Source organism: Polaribacter gangjinensis (assembly GCF_038024125.1).
Classification (GTDB): Bacteria; Bacteroidota; Bacteroidia; order Flavobacteriales; family Flavobacteriaceae; genus Polaribacter; species Polaribacter gangjinensis.
Map to the genome: position 1 here is coordinate 2,652,501 of NZ_CP150662.1, position 16,670 is coordinate 2,669,170.

The following is a 16,670-nucleotide window of genomic DNA, read 5'->3' on the forward strand; positions in this document are numbered from 1 at the left end:
GGTCCCCAAATATATACTAAGTTGAACTAACGAGGTTCGATTGCACAGACAGCTAGGATGTTGGCTTGGAAGCAGCCATTCATTTAAAGAGTGCGTAACAGCTCACTAGTCGAGCGATCGAGCATGGATAATAATCGGGCATAAGTATATTACCGAAGCTATGGTCCCGACGTCAAGTCGGGAGGTAGGGGAGCATTGTAACCTGCGTAGAAGGTGTGTTGTAAGACATGCTGGAGTGGTTACAAAAGAAAATGTAGGCATAAGTAACGATAATGCGGGCGAGAAACCCGCACACCGAAAGACTAAGGTTTCCTCAGCGATGCTAATCAGCTGAGGGTTAGTCGGGGCCTAAGGCGAATCCGAAAGGAGTAGTCGATGGACAACAGGTTAATATTCCTGTACTTCTTATAATTGCGATGGGGTGACGGAGTATTGAAAGCACCGCGAACTGACGGAATAGTTCGTTGAAGGATGTAGGTATTAGTTTTGTAGGCAAATCCGCAGAACTAGCTAAAGTCTGATAGTACCATGAGTCTTCGGACAAATGGATAGTGTGCCTAAAAGCTTCCAAGAAAAACCTCTAAGCTTCAGATTATAAGAACCCGTACCGTAAACCGACACAGGTAGTTGGGATGAGAATTCTAAGGTGCTCGAGAGATTCATGGCTAAGGAACTAGGCAAAATAGACCCGTAACTTCGGGAGAAGGGTCGCCCCGAGCAATCGGGGCCGCAGTGAAAAGGTCCAGGCGACTGTTTATCAAAAACACAGGGCTATGCTAAATTGAAAGATGATGTATATGGCCTGACACCTGCCCGGTGCTGGAAGGTTAAGTGGAGGGCTTAGCGTAAGCGAAGGTCTGAAATGAAGCCCCAGTAAACGGCGGCCGTAACTATAACGGTCCTAAGGTAGCGAAATTCCTTGTCGGGTAAGTTCCGACCTGCACGAATGGTGTAACGATCTGGACACTGTCTCAGCCATGAGCTCGGTGAAATTGTAGTATCGGTGAAGATGCCGATTACCCGCTACGGGACGAAAAGACCCCGTGCACCTTTACTATAGCTTAGTATTGGGTTTGGATAAGTAATGTGTAGGATAGGTGGGAGACTACGAAGCGGCTTCGCTAGGAGTTGTGGAGTCATCCTTGAAATACCACCCTTTGCTTATCTAGATTCTAACTCAGAGATGAGGACAGTGCTTGGTGGGTAGTTTGACTGGGGTGGTCGCCTCCAAAAGAGTAACGGAGGCTTCTAAAGGTACCCTCAGCACGCTTGGTAACCGTGCGTAGAGTGCAATGGCATAAGGGTGCTTGACTGAGAGACATACAGGTCGATCAGGTTGGAAACAAGAGCATAGTGATCCGGTGGTTCCGCATGGAAGGGCCATCGCTCAAAGGATAAAAGGTACGCCGGGGATAACAGGCTGATCTCCCCCAAGAGCTCATATCGACGGGGGGGTTTGGCACCTCGATGTCGGCTCGTCACATCCTGGGGCTGGAGAAGGTCCCAAGGGTTGGGCTGTTCGCCCATTAAAGTGGCACGCGAGCTGGGTTCAGAACGTCGTGAGACAGTTCGGTCTCTATCTGTAGCGGGCGTTAGAAATTTGAGTGGATCTGACTCTAGTACGAGAGGACCGAGTTGGACTGACCTCTAGTGTATCTGTTGTTCCGCCAGGAGCATTGCAGAGTAGCTACGTCGGGAAGGGATAAGCGCTGAAAGCATATAAGCGCGAAACCCACCACAAGATGAGATTTCTTTAAAGGGTCGTGGGAGATGACCACGTTGATAGGCTATAGGTGTAAAGGCAGTAATGTCATAGCCAAGTAGTACTAATAACCCATAGACTTATGTACGCTTCCCGAGCTTCGGCTCGGGAGAAACTCTTTTTTTTAAATGCTCAACTTGTTTGAGTAGCTATCTAGAATTCTTATTGTATTGTTTTACCATATGTTAACTTATTACTCCACTAACGTGGAGCGTTATAAGTTATGAGTGTTAAAAAATACGTTGTCAAACAACTCAAAATTTAAAACTCAAAACTCATAACTAACAACTTAGGGTGGTTATAGCATTGGGGCTCACCTCTTCCCATCCCGAACAGAGAAGTTAAGCCCAATTGCGCCGATGGTACTGCATTATTGTGGGAGAGTAGGTCGCTGCCTTTCTTAAATCTTAAAACCTCATATCAATCGATATGAGGTTTTTTGGTTTTATATAATTTTTAATAAAAAAAAAGGCTGTCAATTTAGACAGCCTTTTTATTTTAATGTAAACTACATGGCTACTAAATCTCCAGCAATATCTTTCGATGGTAATTCAGATTTACCCATTAAAAAAATGTCTACTTGTCTTGCAGCTTCTCTTCCTTCTGAGATTGCCCAAACAATCAATGATTGGCCTCTTCTCATGTCACCTGCTGTAAATATATTCGGAATATTGGTTTGGTATTTACCATAATCAGCTTTGTAATTAGATCTGCTATCGAATTCAATTCCTAATTTTTCAGCCAATGTTTTTTCTGGTCCTGTGAATCCTAAGGCTAATAAAGCTAAATCGCATGGCCATATTTTTTCAGTTCCTTCAATCTCTATTAATTGTGGACGTTCTCCAGGTACCATTTTCCACTCTACATTCACCGTTTTTAATGCGGTAAGTTTATTGTTTTTATCTTTAATAAATTCTTTAGTATTGATGAGCCAATTACGTTCAACACCTTCTTCGTGTGATGATGATGTTTTTAATTGTAATGGCCAAAATGGCCAAGGAGTTGTTGGTGAACGATGTCCAGGTGGTTTTGGCATAATCTCAAAATTTACTACAGACTTTGCTCCTTGTCTATTCGATGTTCCAATACAATCTGATCCTGTATCTCCACCACCAATTACAATTACATGTTTATCTGTTGCTAAAATTTGATTTTCTACTTTTTTACCAAACAAAACTTTGGTTTGTTGTGTTAAAAAATCCATAGCTTGTACAACTCCATCCGCATCAATTCCAGGTGTTGGTAAACTACGTCTTTCAGTGGCACCTCCACACAACACAATAGCATCAAAGGATTTTAATTCTTTAATATTATAGTTTACACCTACATTTACATTTGTTTTAAAAACAATGCCCTCTAATTTTAAAATTTCAATACGTCTGTCAATGATTTCTTTTTCCATTTTAAAATTCGGAATTCCATAGCGTAACAATCCGCCCACTTCATCATCTCTTTCAAAAACAGTGACTAAATGTCCAGCTCTATTCAATTGTTGGGCTGCTGCTAATCCTGCAGGCCCTGAACCAATAACTGCAATTGTTTTACCTGTTCTAGTTTTAGGTTGCTGTGGTTTGATCCATCCTTCTTTAAAAGCTTGCTCTACGATATTTTTTTCAATATTCTCGATAGAAACTGGATCTTCAATCAATCCCAAGACACACGATTTTTCGCAAGGTGCAGGGCATAATCTTCCTGTAAATTCCGGAAAATTATTGGTAGAATGTAATATCCATGAGGCTTTTTGCCATTCACCCTGATGTACCATATGATTGAAATCTGGAATTAAATTTCCTAATGGACAACCACTATGACAAAACGGGATGCCACAGTCCATACAACGAGAGCCTTGCTTTTTTATTTGCTCTTCAGCTAGTGGTATGGTAAATTCTTTATAATGTTTGATGCGTTCTTCAACTGGAAAGTTGGCTTCATCTTGTCTTTCAAATTCCTTAAATCCGGTTACTTTTCCCATGACATTATGCTATTGTTAATTCTTCAAATAGTTCTTCTTCTGTTTCCAATCGTTTCAAAGCTTTTTTATACTCTGTTGGCATTACTTTTACGAATTTAGAAATGTTTTCGTTCCAATTGTCCAAAAGATATTTGGCTCTTTGACTATTGGTATATCCATAGTGTTTGTGAATCAACATTTTTAAATCGTTTTCATCTTCTGCTGAAATTGTTTCAAACTCGATACTTTCTGTATTACAAAGTCCGTTTACAAATTTATTTTCAGGATCAAATACATAGGCAATTCCTCCACTCATTCCTGCAGCAAAATTTCTGCCTGTTTTTCCTAAAACGACTACTTTTCCGCCAGTCATGTATTCGCAGCAATGATCTCCAACTCCTTCTACAACTGCAATTGCACCAGAGTTTCTAACTGCAAAACGTTCGCCTGCAATTCCATTAATATACGCTTGGCCATTTACTGCTCCAAATAAACATACGTTTCCGACGATGATATTTTCTTCTGCAACAAAATCGGCAGTTGCTGGTTTTTTAATAATTAACTTGGCTCCTGATAATCCTTTGCCAAGGTAATCATTGGTATTTCCTTCAAGAGTAAATGTCAATCCGAATGCACTAAAAGCCCCAAAACTTTGACCTGCAGAACCAGTAAAATGAACATTTAAGGTGTCTTCTGGCAATCCTTGATAACCGTAAATTTTAGAGATTTCATTACTTACAATAGCTCCAACTGCACGATTGATGTTTTTAATTGGGTAAGACAATTCTGTTTTTTCTTTTCTATACAATGCTCTGTGAGAATCTTTTAGAATGGTAAAATCCAATACATTGTCTAAATTATGGTTTTGTTGTTCTGTATTTCTTACAATTCTTGTTCTGTATGAAGAAGGCCTGTGTAAAATACTCGACAAATCCAGTCCTTTTGCTTTATAGTGTTTAATGGCTTTATTGGCATTGATTTTATGCGTTTGTCCCACCATTTCTTCTAGAGTTCTAAAGCCTAATTGCGCCATAATTCCACGCAATTCTTCAGCAATATAATAGAAGAAATTGATGACATGCTCTGGAGTTCCTTTGAAATTTTTACGCAATTCTTTATCTTGAGTGGCAATTCCAACTGGACAAGTATTGAGATGACATTTTCGCATCATGATACAGCCTGAAGCAACCAAAGGAGCAGTTGCAAAACCAAACTCTTCTGCACCTAATAATGCAGCAATGGCAACATCACGTCCCGTTTTTAATTGTCCATCACATTCTACAACAATTCTACTTCTTAAATTATTCAACACTAAAGTTTGTTGTGCTTCTGCCAATCCAAGTTCCCAAGGCAAGCCTGCATGTTTTAAAGAAGTTAGAGGAGAAGCTCCTGTACCACCATCATAACCAGAAATCAAAACGACATCTGCTTTTGCTTTGGCAACACCAGCAGCAATGGTTCCAACCCCAACTTCAGAAACCAATTTTACATTGATTCTTGCTTCACGATTGGCATTTTTTAAATCGAAAATAAGCTGTGCTAAATCTTCAATAGAATAAATATCATGGTGTGGAGGAGGAGAAATCAATCCTACAAAAGGAGTTGAATTTCGTGCTTTTGCAATCCATGGTAATACTTTTTCTCCAGGCAATTGTCCTCCTTCACCAGGTTTTGCACCTTGAGCCATTTTTATCTGAATTTCTCTAGCATTTGCTAAATAATGTGAAGTCACACCAAAACGCCCAGAAGCTACTTGTTTGATGGCAGAATTTCTACTATCTCCATTCGCATCTTTTTGAAATCGTTCTCTGTGTTCTCCACCTTCACCAGAGTTGGATTTTCCACCAATTCTGTTCATGGCAATGGCTAAATTTTCATGTGCTTCTTTGGAAATAGATCCATAAGACATGGCTCCTGTTTTGAAACGTTTTACAATTTCTGTCCAAGGTTCTACTTCATCTATTGAAATAGGATCTAAATTGGTGAATTCAAATAAACCTCTTATAGTCATTAAGTTTTCTGCTTGCTCGTTGATGGCTTTCGCATAGACATCATAACTTGCTTGATCACTCAATCTTACAGCTTGTTGTAATTTAGAAATGGTGGTTGGATTGAATAAATGACGCTCGCCATTTCGTCTCCATCTGTAATCACCTCCAATATTTAATCCTAATTTTTTATCAATTGTATTGTTTGGATACGCTTGTTTGTAGCGTTCGTGAATTTCTTTTTCAATTTCATACAAGCCAATTCCTTCAATTCTTGATGTGGTATAAGGAAAGTATTTTTCAACAAATTGTGAGTTGAATCCTACAATTTCAAAAATTTGAGAACCTCTGTAAGAATGCAATGTTGAAATTCCGATTTTATTCATGATTTTCAGAATTCCTTTTCCAATTGCTTTATTGAAATTATCAACTGCTTTTTGTTCATCAATACCTGTGATAAATCCTTCTGTCACTTGCATTCTGATGATTTCATTCACCATATAAGGGTTGATGGCACTTGCGCCATAGCCAAATAAGGTAGCAAAATGATGTGGTTCACGTGGTTCAGCAGACTCAATAATGATATCAAAATACGAACGTTTTCTCAAACGATTCAGTTGATGATTTACATAAGAACACGCTAATAAAGCTGGAATTGGCGCGAATTCTTGGCAAACTCCTCTATCAGAAAGAATGATGATGTTTGTTTTTCGTTCTAAAGCTTTTTCAACTTGAGTGATGATGTTGTCTAATGCATCCTCTAAACCATTCAATCCTTCTGCTTTTGGATACAACATTTGAATCGTTTCTGCTTTGAAACTTTCAATTTGAATGGTGCGTATTTTTTCTAAATCGGCATTGGAAATTACCGGATTTTGAATGCGTAATTTTCTACATTGTCTTTGTGTAATGCTAAAAATATTACGATCTTTTCCTAAATTCAAACTAATATCGGTTACAATTTGTTCACGAATTCCATCCAAAGGAGGATTTGTTACCTGTGCAAATAACTGTTTGAAATAATTGTAAATCAATTGAGGTCTGTCAGACAATACCGCCAAAGGAGTATCTGTTCCCATAGAACCTAAAGCTTCATTTCCTTTTTGAGCCATAGGTGTAATTACCTCTTGAATATCTTCAAATGTATAATTGAATAAACGTTGTCTGGTTTTGATATCAATGGTTTCTATTGGGCAAGTTTCATTGGTGTAAGGTACATCACGCAAATGCAAACGAGTTTTATCTAACCATTCTTTATAAGGTCTTTCAGTAACAATTTTGTTTTTAATTTCTTCATCTTCAATAATTCTTCCTTCATTCATATCCACCAAAAACATTTTTCCTGGCTCTAAACGCCCATGTTTTAAAATGTCTGATGGTTCAATATCTACCACACCAATTTCTGAGGACATGATGAGTTTTCCACTTTTAGTAACAGTATATCTTGAGGGTCGTAAACCATTTCTATCTAATAGTGCGCCTACGTAATCTCCGTCTGTAAAAGGTACTGATGCAGGACCGTCCCAAGGTTCCATGATACAGGCATTGTATTCATAAAATGCTTTTTTTTCTGGAGACATGGTTTGATGTTTTTCCCAAGCTTCAGGAATCATCATCATCATGATTTCTGGTAAAGAACGTCCTGTGTGAGTCAGTAATTCAACCACCATATCCATAGAAGCTGAATCTGATTTTCCTGGTAAAATAATTGGAAATAATTTTTCAATTTGAGCTCCAAAAACCTCACTTTTCATGATTTCTTCGCGCACACGCATTCTACTTACATTTCCTTTTAAGGTGTTGATTTCTCCGTTTTGACAAAGCAAACGGAAAGGTTGCGCCAACTCCCAAGTAGGCATGGTATTGGTAGAAAAACGCTGATGAACCAACGCAAGCCTTGTTACCAAATCTTTTTCTTGAAGGTCTAAATAATACGGGCCAATATCTTCGGGCATGATGATCCCTTTATATATGATAGTTGTAATAGAAAAACTTGGGATATAAAAATAATGACTTTCCGAAATTTTAGAATTGATGATGGTATGTTCAGCAATTTTTCTTGCTGCATACAATTTTGCTTTGAAAATAGCTTCAGAAATATCAGCAGTTTTTGCAACAAAAATTTGTTCTATAATTGGCTCTGAGGCTAAGGCGATTTCACCTAATTGTGAGGAATCAACTGGAACTTTTCTCCAACCTAAAATAGTGAGACCTTGTGCTTTGATTTCGTTTTCAAAAACACTTTTACAAAAGCTATGTTGATTTGGAATTTTAGGTAAAAATACCATTCCTACTGCATATTCTCTCGGATTTGGAATGGGAAAATTACAAACGCGTTTAAAATAATCATGCGGAATATCGATTAATAATCCAGCACCATCTCCTGTTTTTCCATCTGCACTAACGCCACCTCTATGTTCAAGTTTAACAAGAATTTCTAAAGCATCATGAATGATTTGATTAGTTCGATCTCCATTAAGGTTACAAATGAATCCTGCACCGCAATTTTCGTGTTCAAATTCAGGTGAATATAAGCCTTGTTTCTCCATTTATTTATTAAATTATTTGCACAAAAATATATATTTAATTAAATAAAATGTAGTCTTTTAGATTCTTTGATATAACTTTTACAATGAAAATAAAATTATACTATTAAAAATGTATAATTTATATTTTAATTGCCTTTAATTATCAAATTCACAAAAACAAGGAAACATCCTTAAAAAATACTTTTAAGGATGTTTAAAAATGGTAAGATGTTGGTTTAATGTTCGTTCAAACGGAAGTCTGGATACGCATCCATTCCGTGTTCATGAGCATCTAACCCTTCTAATTCTTCTTTTTCACTAACTCTTATACCCATTGTTTTCTTTAGGGTAAATATGATGATAAATGAAGTTGTTATGCAAAACACTGCGTAAGATCCAACCCCAATTAATTGACTGATGAACTGATCAACACCGGCTAAATTACCAAAAAGGCCTACTGCTAAGGTTCCCCAAATTCCGCAAACTAAGTGAACTGCAATGGCACCAACAGGGTCATCAAGTTTCAATTTGTCAATCAAACTAACAGCAAATACAATAATGGTTCCTGCAATAGCTCCAATAATGATGGCATCTGTAGGAGACATTTGATCTGCACCAGCTGTGATTCCTACCAATCCTCCAAGAATACCATTCAAAAACATAGTTAAATCTAAATTTTTATATAAAATGGTTGAAACTAACGAAGCTACCACTCCACCTGCAGCAGCAGCCAAACAGGTTGTTACTAAAGTTAGCGATGTTAACCCTGGGTCAGCAGAAAGTACTGATCCACCATTAAACCCAAACCAACCTAACCATAAAATCAATACACCTGCTGTTGCTAATGGAATGTTGTGACCAGGAATAGCTTGAATTTTCCCGTTTTTGAATTTTCCGATTCTTGCTCCTAATAAACAAACCGCAACTACAGCAGCCCAACCACCAACAGAATGTACTAAGGTAGAGCCTGCAAAGTCATAAAAAGGAGTTTCTAATTGTTGTAAAAATCCACCACCCCATTTCCAAGAACCTGCAATTGGGTAAACCAATCCTACATAAAAGATCGTGAAAATTAAAAAAGGAAGTATCTTCATTCTTTCAGCTACAGCACCAGATACAATAGTTGCAGCAGTGGCTGCAAACATTCCTTGAAATAAGAAATCTGTCCAATAAGTATAGCCGCTGTTGTAAGTTAAATCTAACGCTCCAGCTTCTGTCAGTGGTGCTGAAAGACCAAATCCTGAAAATCCAAAAATTCCTGAAGAACCCTCTGCGAATCCAGGGTACATTAAATTGAAGCCTACTATACAATACAATAGCAGTCCAATTGTGATGATAAAAATATTTTTGAATAAAATATTGATGGTGTTTTTCTGTCTTGTTAATCCAATTTCTAAAAATGCAAATCCAAGGTGCATAAAGAAAACGAGTGCTGTACAGATCATCATCCATACGTTATTTGTTGTAAGTAATTCCATTGATTTTTTTAGTTTAAAGTTTGTCCTCCTTTTTCGCCAGTTCTTATTCTATAGGCTTCTTTAATATCGCTCACAAAAATTTTTCCATCACCAACCTCACCAGTTGCTCCAGATTGTATGATTGCTTTGATGGTAACTTCTTCAAAATCGTCATTTACAACAATTGATAAATAACGTCTTTGAATATCGCTCGTACTATAGCTTACCCCTCTGTAAACGTGTCCTTCTTTCTCATTGCCCAAACCAGTAACATCCCAATAAGAGAAAAAATTTACACCTACTTCGTGCAATGCTTCTTTTACCTCACGATACTTTGATTTTCTAATAATTGCTTCAATTTTCTTCATTTTTACTATTAATTAATTTTAAACGATGTTGTCAAATTATTTTTTCATCAAAAATCACATGGCAATGAAAGCCATGTGATTTGCATAAAAATAATAACGAAACTAATTTCTATTCAATTTCTCTAACTCTTTTTCCTGGATACGCAATTGACCCGTGTTCTGAAATATCTAAACCTTGTATTTCTTCTTCTTCTGTTACTCTCAATCCGCCAAAAATGACTTTGATAATGTATAAGAACACAAATGATAATACAATCGCCCAAACAGCATAGGCAACAACTCCGATAGCTTGCGCTCCTAATTGTGCAGCGCCACCACCATTAAAAATTCCAATTCCTTTGTCTCCATCAACTCCCCAAAGTCCTATTGCTAAAGTACCCCAAGCACCTGCAACTCCATGAACAGAGATAGCACCTACAGCATCATCAATTTTTAAGGTTTTTTCAATAAAACCTATTGACAATACAACCAAGATTCCACCAATCAAACCTGCTAAAACAGATCCACTTTCTGTCATGTTTCCACAACCTGCAGTGATACTTACCAAACCTGCTAAAGCACCATTTAAGGTCATTCCTAAGTTTGGCTTTCCATTTTTAATCCAAGTAAATACTAAAGCAGCAATTGCTCCTGCAGATGCAGCTAAATTGGTAACCAATACTACTTGTGAAGCAGCAACTGCATCATCACCACCCCAAGCTAATTGTGATCCACCATTGAATCCAAACCATCCTAACCAAAGGATAAATACCCCTAAAGTTGCATACATTTGGTTGTGTCCGTGCATTTCTACAGGTTTGCCATCTAAGTATTTACCAATTCTTGGACCTACCATCCAAGCAGCAACCAATGCAGCCCAGCCACCTACAGAGTGAACAATTGATGATCCTGCGAAGTCAATGAATTCTGCTGGCATGATACCATCAGTATTGTTTAACCATCCGCCATTCCATTCCCATCCACCAGCTATTGGATAAATGATAGCAGTTACTACAATACTAAAAATAGCGTAGGTAGTATATTTAGTTCTACCTGCAATGGCACCAGAAACGATGGTTGCAGCTGTTGCAGCAAATACCGTTTGGAAAAATAAATCTGCTGCTCCTTGAGAGAAGGTAAATCCACTCCAATGGAAAACTCCCATAAAAGCATCAGAACCGTACATTAAAGAGTATCCTACAAACCAAAACGCTAAAGATCCTACAGCAATGTCTAAGAAGTTTTTCATAGCAATATTAACTGCATTTTTCGAATCTGTCATTCCAGATTCTACTAAGAAGAATCCTGCTTGCATAAAGAATACTAATATACCTGCTAAAAGCATCCAAAGCATTCCCATGTCTCCGTTTATTTTCTCAACCTCAGCAGCAATATCCACTGTTGCAGTTGTTTCTTGAATCATTGATAATAATAAACTCATTGTGTAAATTTTTAGTTAGTGTTTGTTTTTTGGTACTATTTTTTAGAAAGAATACACTGCAGCCAATGTAGCTCCCGTCATTGTTTTGTCACCTGGGAAACCTGGAATGATCATGTCTTTTGATGAATCAATTCTTACCTCAGGTATGATTTTTAAACTCTCTGTTAAAGAAAGGTTTGCAGACAATGTGAAAGCAGATACGTTAGTGTCGCCAGCTCCTGAAGTTCTTGTAAAGAACTCTGGTCTAAATCCTAAAGAGAATGTATCAGAAAATGTGTTTTGTAAATACAATGCAAAACCTTGGTAACCTGCATCAGCATCTTTAGATTTTGAATAGGCTGCATTGATTCCTGCATAGAAAGTTTCTGACAAATCAAATCCTCCTGTATAGTCTAAATACAATACATCTGTAAATCCAAATCCGTCAGCTCCGTAAGCTAAGTTAAAGTATTGCCCTTTGTAACCAGTTTGGAAACCTAATTGGTAGTCGTTGCCTGGGTTAGCACCTGATGTCAATCCATGTGGATTTGTCAATGCAAATAAGAATGATAAATCTTCAGTAGCTGCATAATTTACTTTTAAACCTGTGTGAGAGAAAGGCCCTGCATTGAATAAATACGATACCGAATAATGATAATTTCCTGTTGGAGAAATTACTTCAAATCCTAAAAAGGTATTGAACTGACCCAATGTTAAGGTTACTTTGTCTGAAGCTTTGTAGTATGCGTACAATTGGTTGATAGCTCCTTCATACATGTTAGCAGCTACAGCTCTTGGTCCGTAAGCTAAATCAGCGACTACTCCAGCTTTCCCTTTTTCATAAGCAAAAATGGTATTCACCATACCCAATCCAAATCCGTTGGCAGCACCACTTCCTCCATAAAGTACTCCTACAGATCCTGGTGAACCACTTTTTAAATTACTTGTGTGATATACATCCACACTACCACTCAATGTAAATGTTCCTTTGTCGTCTTTTTCTTGTCCAGTTACTATTAAACTTCCTGTTAATAATAAAGTAAAAATAATTTTCTTCATAATGATTGTTCTTTTTAGTTTTTAATTGATTTAATTATTTGAACGGGTCAAAGATATATAGTAAATCCTAAAAAACAAGGGGGGTAATTTTCGAAAACGTTGTAAATTTAAAACTACCCCTCAAAAAAATAGGGGTTAAATTAAGATAAATGTATTTTTTTATTACCAAAGGGTAAAAAATAGGATGTTTGTAAAAAATCAGTATATTATTTTAAGATATTCATAAAAATGAGGGGTTTCTAAAAAATAATGCAATAATTAGAATCTTTTACTTGTGAATAATTCAATAAAATGGGAGTTTATTTGTGTTTTTGTTGATTTTGATTTTGTTGAAATCCAAGAAGCAAAAGGGAATGCGAGCGATGTATCCTATAAAGAATGATGCGAAGAGTGGATAACAAAAAAAAATCCACCTTTTTAGGTGGATTTTTATAAAAAAAAGGAATATCGGAGTCTTATCCGTTAATTAGTCCTCTTGAAATTACTATTTTTTGAATTTCAGAAGTGCCCTCATAAATTTGAGTAATTTTTGCATCACGCATCAAACGCTCTACATGGTAGTCTTTTACAAAACCATTGCCGCCGTGAATTTGAACAGCTTCTACAGTTTGTTCCATCGCTACTTTTGAAGCGTATAATTTTGCCATTGCAGAAGCCATGTCATAATTTTCTTTTTGATCTTTTAGCCACGCTGCTTTCATTACCAACATTCTGGCAGCTTCAATTTCAGTATACATATCTGCCAATTTGAATGCAATTGCTTGATGATTGCAAATTTCAGTACCAAATGCTTTGCGCTCTTTTGAGTATTTCAATGCCAATTCATAAGCGCCAGAAGCAATTCCTAGGGCTTGTGCTGCAATACCAATTCTTCCTCCAGAAAGCGTTTTCATCGCAAACTTAAATCCAAATCCGTCTTCACCAATTCTATTTTCTTTCGGAACTTTCACTTCGTTGAATTGCAACGTATGTGTATCTGAGCCACGGATTCCTAATTTGTCTTCTTTAGGTCCAATATGAAAACCTTCCATGCCTCTTTCAACAATAAATGCATTGATACCTCTGTGGCCTTTAGCTCTGTCTGTTTGTGCTATTACCAAATATACATCCGAGCGTCCACCATTGGTAATCCAATTTTTGGTTCCATTGATAATATAATGATCGCCCATGTCAATAGCAGTTGTTGCTTGCGAAGTTGCGTCAGAGCCTGCTTCTGGTTCACTCAAACAAAATGCGCCTAAATATTCGCCTGTAGCAAGTTTGGTTAAGTATTTTTGCTTTTGCACTTCTGAGCCATATGCTTCTAATCCATAGCAAACCAACGAATTGTTTACAGAAACCATCACAGATGCAGAAGCGTCAATTTTAGACAATTCTTCCATAATCAATACATAGGATATGGTGTCCATGCCACTTCCTCCGTATTTAGGGTCAACCATAATGCCCATAAAACCCAATTCGCCCATTTTACGCACCAATTCTTGTGGAAATTCTTGCTTGTTATCTCTTTCAATAACGCCAGGTAATAATTCGGTTTGTGCAAATTCTCTTGCGGCATCACGAATTAGTAAGTGTTCTTCTGTTAAACTAAAATCCATTGTATATTTGTTGTTATATTCGTAATTTAAGTCCTCAAAGATATCGATTTCGTAAGATATTTTTAATAAATTTTTGTTATTTTTACATTTATGAATAAAAACACGTTTTCTATACTTGGGTTGATGTCGGGCACATCTTTAGACGGAATTGATCTTGCTCATGTTACTTTTCAGCGAGATGCTTATCAAAATTTTCAAATACTGCATGCAGAGACGATTCCTTATCCTAAAAAATGGAGAACAATTTTACAAAATGCTCTTTATGAAAGTCATGAAAAATTGCAGGAGCTTTCTATTGAATACGCAAATTATTTGGGGGAAGAAATCAATCGTTTTATAAAAAAATATGATATTGAGGCAATTGATTTTGTGGCCTCTCATGGTCATACTATTTTGCATCAACCTGAAAAAGGAATTACATTGCAAATTGGTGATGGTCAAACTATAGCGAACAAAACACAACAAAAAGTAGTGTGTGATTTTCGAACGCAAGACGTGGCTTTGGGTGGTCAAGGAGCGCCATTGGTGCCAATAGGAGATGAGTTGTTGTTTGCGCAATACGATTATTGTATGAATTTGGGTGGATTTGCCAATGTTTCATCCAACGAAAATGGACGAAGAATTGCGTTTGATATTTGCCCTGTAAACGTAGTATTGAATTTTTACGCCAATAAATTGGGATTTGACTTCGATGCCAATGGCGATATTGCCAAATCCGCAACTTTTGATAAGGCGCTGTTTCATCAATTAAATACCTTGGACTATTATTCGAAAAATCCGCCAAAATCATTAGGAATAGAGTGGGTACAAAAAACGATTTTTCCTATTTTAGAAGCTTCAAAAGCGACACCTCAAACCATTTTAAGGACCTTTTCAGATCATATTGCTTACCAAATTGCTAATACCATTTCCGAAGGAAAAAAAGTTTTGTGTACAGGAGGGGGAACCTACAATACATACCTACTTGAAAAGTTAATTTTTTTTAAAAATTGCGACTTGATCATTCCGGATAAAAATTTGATAGAATTCAAAGAAGCACTCATTTTTGCTTTCTTAGGATTGTTACGTATTGAAAATCAGATTAATTGTTTGAGCTCGGTTACAGGGGCTCAAAAAAATCATTCTTCGGGCGTACTATTTTATCCAAACCCTTAAATAAAAAATTTTAGCAATCATTTTTTTTACTGTAAGTTTGTACGTAAAGTGGATTATTAATAAATTTTTTAAACAAAGACGATGAACCAACGTTAGCTTTTTCAGTAATAAATAAATGGATTCAGAAAAAGAAACAATGCAAAATGGAATTTTAGAAATGGCAACATGAAAGATTTATTAAAAATATACGAAAATAAACAACCTGAAATCGTTTTTCACTGGAAAGACCCTGAAACAGAAGCTGAAGGTTGGACAGTCATCAACTCACTCAGAGGAGGTGCAGCAGGTGGTGGAACCCGCATGCGCGAAGGCTTAGACATGAACGAAGTGTTATCACTAGCCAAAACTATGGAAGTTAAATTTACGGTTTCAGGTCCTGCTATAGGGGGTGCGAAATCGGGCATCAATTTCAATCCTCACGATCCAAGAAAAAAAGGTGTTTTAGAACGTTGGTACAAAGCAGTAGCACCTTTGCTAAAAAGTTATTATGGTACTGGAGGTGATTTGAATGTTGATGAAATTCACGAAGTAATTCCAATTACCGAAGAAAGTGGTGTTTGGCATCCGCAAGAAGGTGTTTTCAACGGTCATTTTAAACCTACAGAAGCAGACAAAATCAATAGAATTGGTCAGTTGCGTCATGGGGTAATCAAAGTGATAGAAGATACAAAATTGTCTCCGAATGTTACCAGAAAATATACAGTTGCTGATATGATAACTGGTTTTGGTGTTGCTGAGGCTGTGCGTCATTACTATGCTATTTATGGAGGAACTGTTCAAGGAAAAAGAGCGGTAGTGCAAGGATTTGGAAATGTTGGTTCTGCAGCAGCGTTCTATTTGTCTCAAATGGGTGCTAAAATTGTGGGAATTATTGACAGAGATGGGGGATTGATCAAAGAAGAAGGATTTTCTTTTGAGGAGATTCAAGCCCTCTTTTTAGCTAAAAAAGGAAATACTTTGGTTGCAGAAAATATGATGCCTTTTCAAGAGATCAATGAAAAAATTTGGCAAATTCCTTGCGAGATTTTTGCTCCATGTGCCGCCTCAAGATTAATTACCCAATCACAAATCAATCAGATGATTGCATCAGGATTAGAAGTGGTTTCTTGTGGGGCAAATGTGCCATTTGCAGACAAAGAAATTTTCTTTGGTCCTATCATGGAAGACACGGATAAAAAAGTGAGTTTGATTCCTGATTTTATCTCCAATTGTGGCATGGCTAGAGTCTTTGCCTATTTTATGGAACGAAAAGTGGAAATGACCGACAAAGCTATTTTTGACGATACTTCTAAAACTATAAAAAAAGCGCTGCAAAAAACCTTTACAAGAAGCGCATCAAAAACAAGCATCAGCGAAACTGCTTTTGAAATCGCATTAAAAGAATTGATTTAACTATAAATACGTA

At 37.0% G+C, this 16,670-nt stretch carries 9 protein-coding genes and 2 rRNA genes (1 of these 11 only partly in view); 4 read left to right on the top strand and 7 right to left on the bottom strand.

The window, feature by feature from the left end; all coding sequences use genetic code 11:
- Both WHA43_RS11645 and rrf read left to right on the top strand, forming a co-directional pair.
- Positions 1-1,850: ribosomal RNA gene (locus WHA43_RS11645) — 23S ribosomal RNA — on the top strand (it extends 1,031 nt beyond the left edge of the window).
- Positions 1,851-2,052: 202 nt separating this feature from the next.
- Positions 2,053-2,162: ribosomal RNA gene (gene rrf, locus WHA43_RS11650) — 5S ribosomal RNA — on the top strand.
- A gap of 108 nt (positions 2,163-2,270) precedes the next feature.
- Here the strand turns inward: rrf and WHA43_RS11655 are convergent.
- The 7 genes from WHA43_RS11655 to WHA43_RS11685 form a co-directional block, all read right to left on the bottom strand.
- A complete protein-coding gene (locus WHA43_RS11655; RefSeq protein ID WP_105044910.1) occupies positions 2,271-3,734 on the bottom strand; it encodes a glutamate synthase subunit beta in 1,464 nt (487 codons plus the stop codon).
- Between the two features lie 4 nt (positions 3,735-3,738).
- Entirely contained in the window at positions 3,739-8,250 is a 4,512-nt protein-coding gene (gltB, locus tag WHA43_RS11660) for a glutamate synthase large subunit (protein ID WP_105044911.1), read from the bottom strand.
- Between the two features lie 215 nt (positions 8,251-8,465).
- Positions 8,466-9,707, bottom strand: coding sequence for an ammonium transporter (locus WHA43_RS11665; protein WP_105044912.1), 1,242 nt, complete (start codon positions 9,705-9,707; stop codon positions 8,466-8,468).
- An 8-nt stretch (positions 9,708-9,715) separates the two neighbouring features.
- Positions 9,716-10,054 carry a P-II family nitrogen regulator gene (locus tag WHA43_RS11670; RefSeq protein WP_105044913.1) on the bottom strand — a complete coding sequence of 113 codons (339 nt, stop codon included), beginning with the start codon at positions 10,052-10,054 and terminating at the stop codon, positions 9,716-9,718.
- 109 nt (positions 10,055-10,163) lie between these two features.
- The gene (locus tag WHA43_RS11675; RefSeq protein WP_105044914.1) at positions 10,164-11,474 is read right to left on the bottom strand and encodes an ammonium transporter; all 1,311 of its coding nucleotides are present in this window, start codon (positions 11,472-11,474) and stop codon (positions 10,164-10,166) included.
- Positions 11,475-11,516: 42 nt separating this feature from the next.
- Positions 11,517-12,512, bottom strand: a complete 996-nt coding sequence (locus WHA43_RS11680; RefSeq protein WP_105044915.1) for an outer membrane beta-barrel protein — start codon at positions 12,510-12,512, stop codon at positions 11,517-11,519.
- A gap of 455 nt (positions 12,513-12,967) precedes the next feature.
- Entirely contained in the window at positions 12,968-14,110 is a 1,143-nt protein-coding gene (locus WHA43_RS11685; RefSeq protein WP_105044916.1) for an acyl-CoA dehydrogenase, read from the bottom strand.
- Between the two features lie 90 nt (positions 14,111-14,200).
- Between WHA43_RS11685 and WHA43_RS11690 the strand changes: the two genes are divergently transcribed.
- Together WHA43_RS11690 and WHA43_RS11695 are read left to right on the top strand one after the other, a co-directional pair.
- Complete coding sequence (locus WHA43_RS11690; protein ID WP_105044917.1) at positions 14,201-15,265, top strand: anhydro-N-acetylmuramic acid kinase; 1,065 nt, start codon at positions 14,201-14,203, stop codon at positions 15,263-15,265.
- Positions 15,266-15,430: 165 nt separating this feature from the next.
- Positions 15,431-16,657: a Glu/Leu/Phe/Val dehydrogenase dimerization domain-containing protein gene (locus WHA43_RS11695; RefSeq protein ID WP_105044918.1), complete on the top strand. Its 1,227-nt coding sequence runs from the start codon at positions 15,431-15,433 to the stop codon at positions 16,655-16,657.
- The last annotated feature ends 13 nt before the right edge of the window (positions 16,658-16,670 follow it).

Bases quoted from the DNA above. Each gene is read 5' to 3' on its own strand.
- WHA43_RS11655 (WP_105044910.1), bottom strand. From the start codon at position 3,734: ATGGGAAAAGTAACCGGATTTAAGGAATTTGAAAGACAAGATGAAGCC.
- WHA43_RS11695 (WP_105044918.1), top strand. From the start codon at position 15,431: ATGAAAGATTTATTAAAAATATACGAAAATAAACAACCTGAAATCGTT.
- gltB (WP_105044911.1), bottom strand. From the start codon at position 8,250: ATGGAGAAACAAGGCTTATATTCACCTGAATTTGAACACGAAAATTGC.
- WHA43_RS11670 (WP_105044913.1), bottom strand. From the start codon at position 10,054: ATGAAGAAAATTGAAGCAATTATTAGAAAATCAAAGTATCGTGAGGTA.
- WHA43_RS11685 (WP_105044916.1), bottom strand. From the start codon at position 14,110: ATGGATTTTAGTTTAACAGAAGAACACTTACTAATTCGTGATGCCGCA.
- WHA43_RS11665 (WP_105044912.1), bottom strand. From the start codon at position 9,707: ATGGAATTACTTACAACAAATAACGTATGGATGATGATCTGTACAGCA.
- WHA43_RS11680 (WP_105044915.1), bottom strand. From the start codon at position 12,512: ATGAAGAAAATTATTTTTACTTTATTATTAACAGGAAGTTTAATAGTA.
- WHA43_RS11690 (WP_105044917.1), top strand. From the start codon at position 14,201: ATGAATAAAAACACGTTTTCTATACTTGGGTTGATGTCGGGCACATCT.
- WHA43_RS11675 (WP_105044914.1), bottom strand. From the start codon at position 11,474: ATGAGTTTATTATTATCAATGATTCAAGAAACAACTGCAACAGTGGAT.